Origin of the sequence: Streptomyces sp. NPDC059567, assembly GCF_042735655.1 — a bacterium.
In the GTDB taxonomy this organism is placed as follows: domain Bacteria; phylum Actinomycetota; class Actinomycetes; order Streptomycetales; family Streptomycetaceae; genus Streptomyces.
In genome coordinates this window covers 22513-28356 of sequence record NZ_JBHWBS010000102.1, presented here as the reverse complement: position 1 = coordinate 28356, position 5844 = coordinate 22513, and the positions used below count along the sequence as shown (strand labels likewise).

Here is a 5844-nt window from a genome sequence, read left to right as displayed (position 1 = left end):
GGCCCCGGGCCGGCGGGGCCCCCGGGCGCCGACGGGTGTTCGGCAGTGTTACTGGCCGGCCGTCTTCTTCTTGCGGAGGAAGAAGACCGCGCCGCCGCCGAGGACCACGAGGAGCGCGGCGATGCCGGCGATCATCGGGGTGGCGTTGGAGCTACCGGTCTCGGCGAGGTCGCCGCCGCCGGTCGTGGAGCCGGTGGTGGAGCCGCCCGTGGTGGCCGGCGTGGTCGGGGACGGCTCGGTCGACGGGGTCTCCGACGGGAGCGGGCCCGGGGTGGCCGTCTTGCAGTCGAGGACGCCCTTGAAGTTCTTCTCGAAGCCGTTCGGGCCGGTGATCGTGAAGTCGTAGGCCTCGTCCTCGGCCAGCGGGATCGTCACCGTCTCCGACTTGCCGGCGCCGATGGTGACCTTCTTGCCCTTGAGCTCGAAGGTGAAGTCCTCGTCACCCTCGTTGGAGGCCGTGACGTCCAGGCCGCCCTTGGCGCAGTTCTTCTCGGCCGTGACGGCCGGGATCGCGCCCTTCTTCGCCCACGTGGCGGTGGCCTTCGCCGTGACGCTGGAGGTGCTGGTGCCCGCCAGGATCAGGGTCTGGCTCTTGACCTTGGTGGAGACGAACGCGCGGCCGATCGGGACCGTCGTGTCGGCCTTGACCGCCAGCTCGGCGGCGCCGTCGGGCGTGCCGGCCGGAACGTCGAAGAAGACCTGGCCACCGTTGGCGACGTTGGTGACGTCCTTGCCGTCCTTGTCGACCAGCTTGACGCCCGCGGGCGCACCCGGCGCGAGGGAGACGGCGGCCGAAGCGGCGTTGGTGTCGACCGTGATCGGGCCGAGGCGCTCGCCCGACTTACCGGCGACGGAGGCCGGGGAGACGCTGAGGGAGGGCTTGGGCTCCTTCAGGTTCTCCGCGTTCTTCTCCAGGTACTCGGTGAGCTTCTGGGCGTCCTCGTTGACCGGCATGGCGTCGGCGTTGTCCGAGAAGTGCCAGATCGCGGCCTGCGTCGCGGCGGCGGCGGTCTTCTCGGTGAGGTTCTTCGCGCCGACCTTGCTGGCCAGCGCCGCGAGGTCGTTCACCTGCGGGTACGAGTTCTGGAGGATCCAGCGGATCTTTCCGGCGTTCTCGTTGTTGTGGAGGGAGGACTGGTCCCAGCCGACCTCCTTGTACTCCTGGCCCGTCTTGGCGCCGGTGTACAGGTCGATGCAGTAGGTCTGCAGCGAACCGCCGGGCGTGACCTGCATCGTGAACAGGCCGGCGTTGTACTCGCCCTTGCCCTTGATCTTGACCGCGTCGAAGACGGTGAGCTTGCCCAGCGTGGCGGTCGCGCCGCCGGTGCCGTCGGCGCCCTCGTCAGCGGCAGCCGGTCCCGCGATGGCTATGGCACCCGCAGCGACGAGGCCGGAGACCACGGTCGCGGCGGCAAGGCGGGCAACGCCGCGCCTCCGAACAGAAAACATGAATTTCCCCTCCGGGCGAGCTGCTCCGCATCGTCGGTCGCGACACGTGGGGGGAGCGCTTCGCCAGCAGTCTCACTGACCCAGTTGACTCAATGAACCCAAGCGGCTCACATGCCTCATGTGCCGACTCAAGTCCCGTATGAGTACTCGCGAATCCTAGGGAGAGGGAAGACCTGAGTGCCCGTTCATACGGTCTGATAACCATTCCGACTCGGAATCGTTATGACCGGGGCCCGATTCGCGAGGAAACGCTGGTCACGCTGTCGACAAATCACCCCAACTCGACGTCAGGGCACCGGTTCCGGAACCTGCGGAACCTCTCCCTCCATTTGTGCTCTCACCTGCGGCTCCGCCTCCGATATCGCCTCGGCCGTCTCCCACGGATCCCGCTCCGCACCCCCGTTCGCCTGGCGTTCCGTCAGGCGCGGTTCGCCCTTCACCACCCGGCGGAACGCCGCCGTACCGCGCGTCAGATCGTGCCCCACGGCCAGCGCGTCGATGTCCACGAAGGTCCTGCGGCGGCCGTCCGGACGACCCTCCTCCAGGTCCTCCTCGCGCACCCGCAATCGGCCGTGCACCACCAGCGGTTCGCCCACGGAGACCGAGGCGGCCAGGTTCGCGCCGAGTGCCCGCCAGGCGAACACCGTGTAGAAGCTGGTGTGTCCGTCCGTCCAGGCGCCCCGCTCCCGGTCCCAGCGGCGCGCGGTCACCGCGAAACGGAACCGGGCCACCCCGCCCGTCGCCGTGTCCCGGTACTCCACGGCCGTCGCCACGTTCCCGACCAGCGTCACCATCGTGTCGTTCATGGGCCTCCCCTTTCCGAGCCTTCTCCGAACCCGGCTCCACTCCCGAAGCCGGCTTCATCGTGGACCCGGGCCAAGAACCCCTGCCCGAGCCTGTGGAGAGGTCGTCTCCTGGGGAAAACTCCGTCACCCGTGGGGGTGTGGAAGCGGGCTCATCTCAGCCGCGCCCCCGACCTCGTACCGCCCCACCGCGTACCGCCCCCGCCGCCCAGCCGCGTCACCCGCATGCCCGACCGGGTCGCCGACACCGTCACGTACTGGTCGCGCACCTCCCGATACCGCATCAACTCCGCCGAGATCGGGTCCAGCACCCGCGCCCGACCGCATGCGGCCGCCGCCTCCCGCAGCTTCCGCTCGGCCTCCTGCCCGTACCGCCTGGCCGGCCCCTTCACGGCCGCAGCGCACGCCCACTCCACCAGCGGCCCGCCGACGATGCCGCCGATCATGATGAGGACCGGCGGCAGCAGCCCCGGCTCGACCACGCCCACGATCTGGCCGACCAGCCACAACGCGCCGAAGATCTGCAGGAACGTCATGAGGACCTGAGCGAGGACCGCGGCCGGCCACCAGGCGGGCCGCGGCGGCCGGGCGGCCGGATCCCCGATGGTCACCGTGAGTTCGTCGAGCGCCTCCGGCAGCCCCTCGGCCCCCCGCGCCGCCGCCTCGCGCACCGCCTGTGCCCAGGGCGCCGGCAGTCCGCGCGAGGCCTCGTCGGCGACGGTCCGTACCGCCTGTTCCACCCGCTGGCGCGCGGTCAGTTCGTCCTCCACCGGCGTCTTGAGGCGAGGGTCGGTGGAGCCGTGCCAGCGGACCCGCTCGTACCAGCGGTAGAGCCGCAGCCAGGGGGTGCCGCAGGCGCGGATGGCTCCCCGGCGCCAGACGCGTTCGGCGGCCTCGCCCGCGGCGGTGGCGCCGACGGCGACCGCGAGGCGGTCCGCGAAGGCTTCCCGGGCCCGCTCGCCCAGACCGGTCTGCCCGTCGGAGACGTACACCGGCCGGAGCCGGGCGGCCGCCGCGTCGACGTCGGCCGAGAGCCGTCGCGCGGGCGCGGTGCGTTCCTGGACGAACAGGCCGAGCAGTTCGCGCAGTTCGCCCACGCCCTCCCCGGTGAGGGCGGAGAGCGCGAGGACGGTGGCGCCGGGCTCGCCGTGTTCCCCGAGGGCCATACCGTCCTCGTCGAGGAGGCGGCGCAGGTCGTCCAGGACGATGTCGGCCGCCTCGCCGCCCAGCCGGTCGATCTGGTTGAGGACGACGAAGGTGACCTCGGCGTGGCCCGCGAGCGGGCGGAGATAGCGCTCGTGGAGGACGGCGTCCGCGTACTTCTCCGGGTCCACGACCCAGATCACGGCGTCGACGAGGCCGAGGACCCGGTCGACCTGGTCGCGGTGGGCGGTGACGGCCGAGTCGTGGTCGGGCAGGTCGATCAGGACGAGCCCCTGCAGCTCCTCGTCGGCCGCGCCGCCCGCGAGGGGGCGGCGGCGGAGCCGGCCGGGGACGGCGAGCCGGTCCAGGAGTCCGGCCGAGCCCTCGGACCAGCTGAGCGCGATGGGCGCGGAGGTGGTGGGGCGGCGCAGCCCGGTCTCGGAGACGGGGACGCCCGCGAGGGCGTTGAAGAGGGTGGACTTGCCGCTGCCGGTGGGTCCGGCGATGGCCACGACGGTGTGGCGGGCGGAGAGCCGCTGGCGGGCGGCGGCCTCGTCCAGGACGCGTCCGGCCTCGGCGAGCCCGGCCTCGGCGAGGGTGTCGGTCTCCAGGCGGGTGCGGGAGAGGCCGACGAGTTCGTTGAGGGCGTCGAGGCGGGTGCGCAGGGCTCCGCCGTAGTTCCCGACCAGGGGCGGCAGGTCCTCGTCGGCCGGCCCCGTCTCCGCCCCGGCCTTCCCGCCCGCCTTCGTCCCCGCGGCCGCCTCCCCCGCTCGGCGCGCGATCAGGCCGTCGTCCCAGCGGTCGTCCACGGTGAGGCCCGTCGTGCCACCCGTGCCGCCCTCGCCGCCCATGCTGCCCGTGCTGCTGCTCACCGGTCGTCACTTCTCCTTCTGCAGTACGGAGAGCGCGGCGATCAGCGCCGCCTGCGGCTCGGGGGTCACGTCGAGGGCGTCGAGCGGCGCGAGGCGCCGGTCGCGCTCGGTGTGCAGGGCTCGGTCGAGGTACGTCATGACCAGGTCGCCGCCCTTGTCGCGCAGGCGCAGGGCGGCCTGGGCGCCGAGGAGTTCGGCGAGGCGCTCGCCGGCACTGCGGGTGCGGCGGCCGCCGAGGAGAGCGGCGGCGAGCAGGGCGGCGACGGTGTCGGCGTCGGGCGCGGCGGTGCGGGCGGTGGAGGGTCGCTCCGTGGTGCAGAGCTCGTCCTCGGCGAGCTCTTCGAGTTCGCGCCGCCAGCGCCGTACGGTCATCTCGATGCGTTCGTTGGCCTCCGGGTCGGGGGTGGCGCCGAGGCCCGCCGCCGCGGGTTCGCGGCGCCAGGCGTCCCGTACGCGTTCGTCCGCGGCGGCGACCGCGCACTGGAGGAGGGCGACGAGGGATTCGACGAGGGCGTCGAGGAGCTCGCCGGCGGAGCTGTCGCGGGGGTAGCCGCGCCAGCGGGTCCGGGCGTCCCCGGCCAGGACGGTGCCGCGGCCCAGCTGCTTCCGGAGGCGCTCGCGCTGCTCCTCGTACGCCGCCCCGACCGCGCCGCCGAGGCGGACGGAGGCGGCGTACTGGGCGGCGACCGCTGCCGCGAGCTCGGGAATCCGGGAGTCGAGGGAGGTGACGACACCGGAGGCGGTGCGGGCGGCGGCCTGCTGGCGGGCGGCGGGGTCCTGGGCGCTGTGGGCGAGCCAGGCCCGCAGCGGGGCGACGGCGGTGTCGGGAAGCAGCCCGCGTCCGCCTCCGGCGGACTCGGGCAGCTCGGGGATGGTGAACCGGGGTACGTCCCCGAGCCCCGCCTTGTGGAGGAGGGCCTCGTACTGCCGGGAGACCTCGCCGATGATCTGGTGCGGGACGCGGTCGAGGACGGTGATGAGCGTGGCGTCGTACTCCTTGGCGGTGCGGAGCAGATGCCAGGGGATGGCGTCGGCGTACCGGGAGGCGGTCGTGACCATCACCCAGATGTCGGCGGCGCAGATCAACTCGGAGGCGAGCAGCCGGTTCTCGACGACGAGGGAATCGATGTCGGGCGCGTCGAGCAGGGCGAGCCCGCGGGCGAGGGCGGAGGACGTCTCGACCCGGAGCGCGTTGTCCTCCGGGGGTTCCTCGGCCGCGTGGTCGTCGTCCTGGTGGGGCAGCCAGACGCGGGTGAGCTGGGACAGGATGCGCAGCCCGGCGAACCAGTGGTGATCGTCGGGGTGGCAGACGAGGACGGGGGTACGCGTGGTGGGGCGGAGCACGCCGGCCTCGCTGACCCGCCGCCCGACAAGGGAGTTGACGAGGGTGGACTTGCCCGCTCCGGTGGAGCCGCCGATGACGGCGAGGAGAGGGGCGTCGGGATCCTTCAGGCGGGGCACCAGATAGTCGTGGGGGGGGGGGGGGGGGGGGCGGCGGGGGGGGGCGGGGGGGGGGGGGGGGCGGGGCGGGGGGGGGGGGGGGGGGCGCGCGCGCCCCCTCGGACGCTCGCGGGGTG

Annotated in this window: 3 protein-coding genes and 1 pseudogene; all 4 read right to left on the bottom strand. The window is 73.3% G+C overall.

What is annotated here, in order from left to right:
• Window positions 1-48 precede the first annotated feature (48 nt).
• Window positions 49-1449 carry a Cys-Gln thioester bond-forming surface protein gene (locus tag ACFVZW_RS31335; protein WP_384528415.1) on the bottom strand — a complete coding sequence of 467 codons (1401 nt, stop codon included), beginning with the start codon at window positions 1447-1449 and terminating at the stop codon, window positions 49-51.
• A 287-nt stretch (window positions 1450-1736) separates the two neighbouring features.
• Entirely contained in the window at window positions 1737-2255 is a 519-nt protein-coding gene (locus ACFVZW_RS31330) for a single-stranded DNA-binding protein (RefSeq protein ID WP_384528412.1), read from the bottom strand.
• Between the two features lie 149 nt (window positions 2256-2404).
• Window positions 2405-4246 carry a GTPase gene (locus ACFVZW_RS31325; RefSeq protein ID WP_384528421.1) on the bottom strand — a complete coding sequence of 614 codons (1842 nt, stop codon included), beginning with the start codon at window positions 4244-4246 and terminating at the stop codon, window positions 2405-2407.
• Between the two features lie 27 nt (window positions 4247-4273).
• Window positions 4274-5737, bottom strand: a pseudogene (locus ACFVZW_RS31320) (dynamin family protein); the annotation flags it as partial.
• Between the last annotated feature and the right edge of the window lie 107 nt (window positions 5738-5844).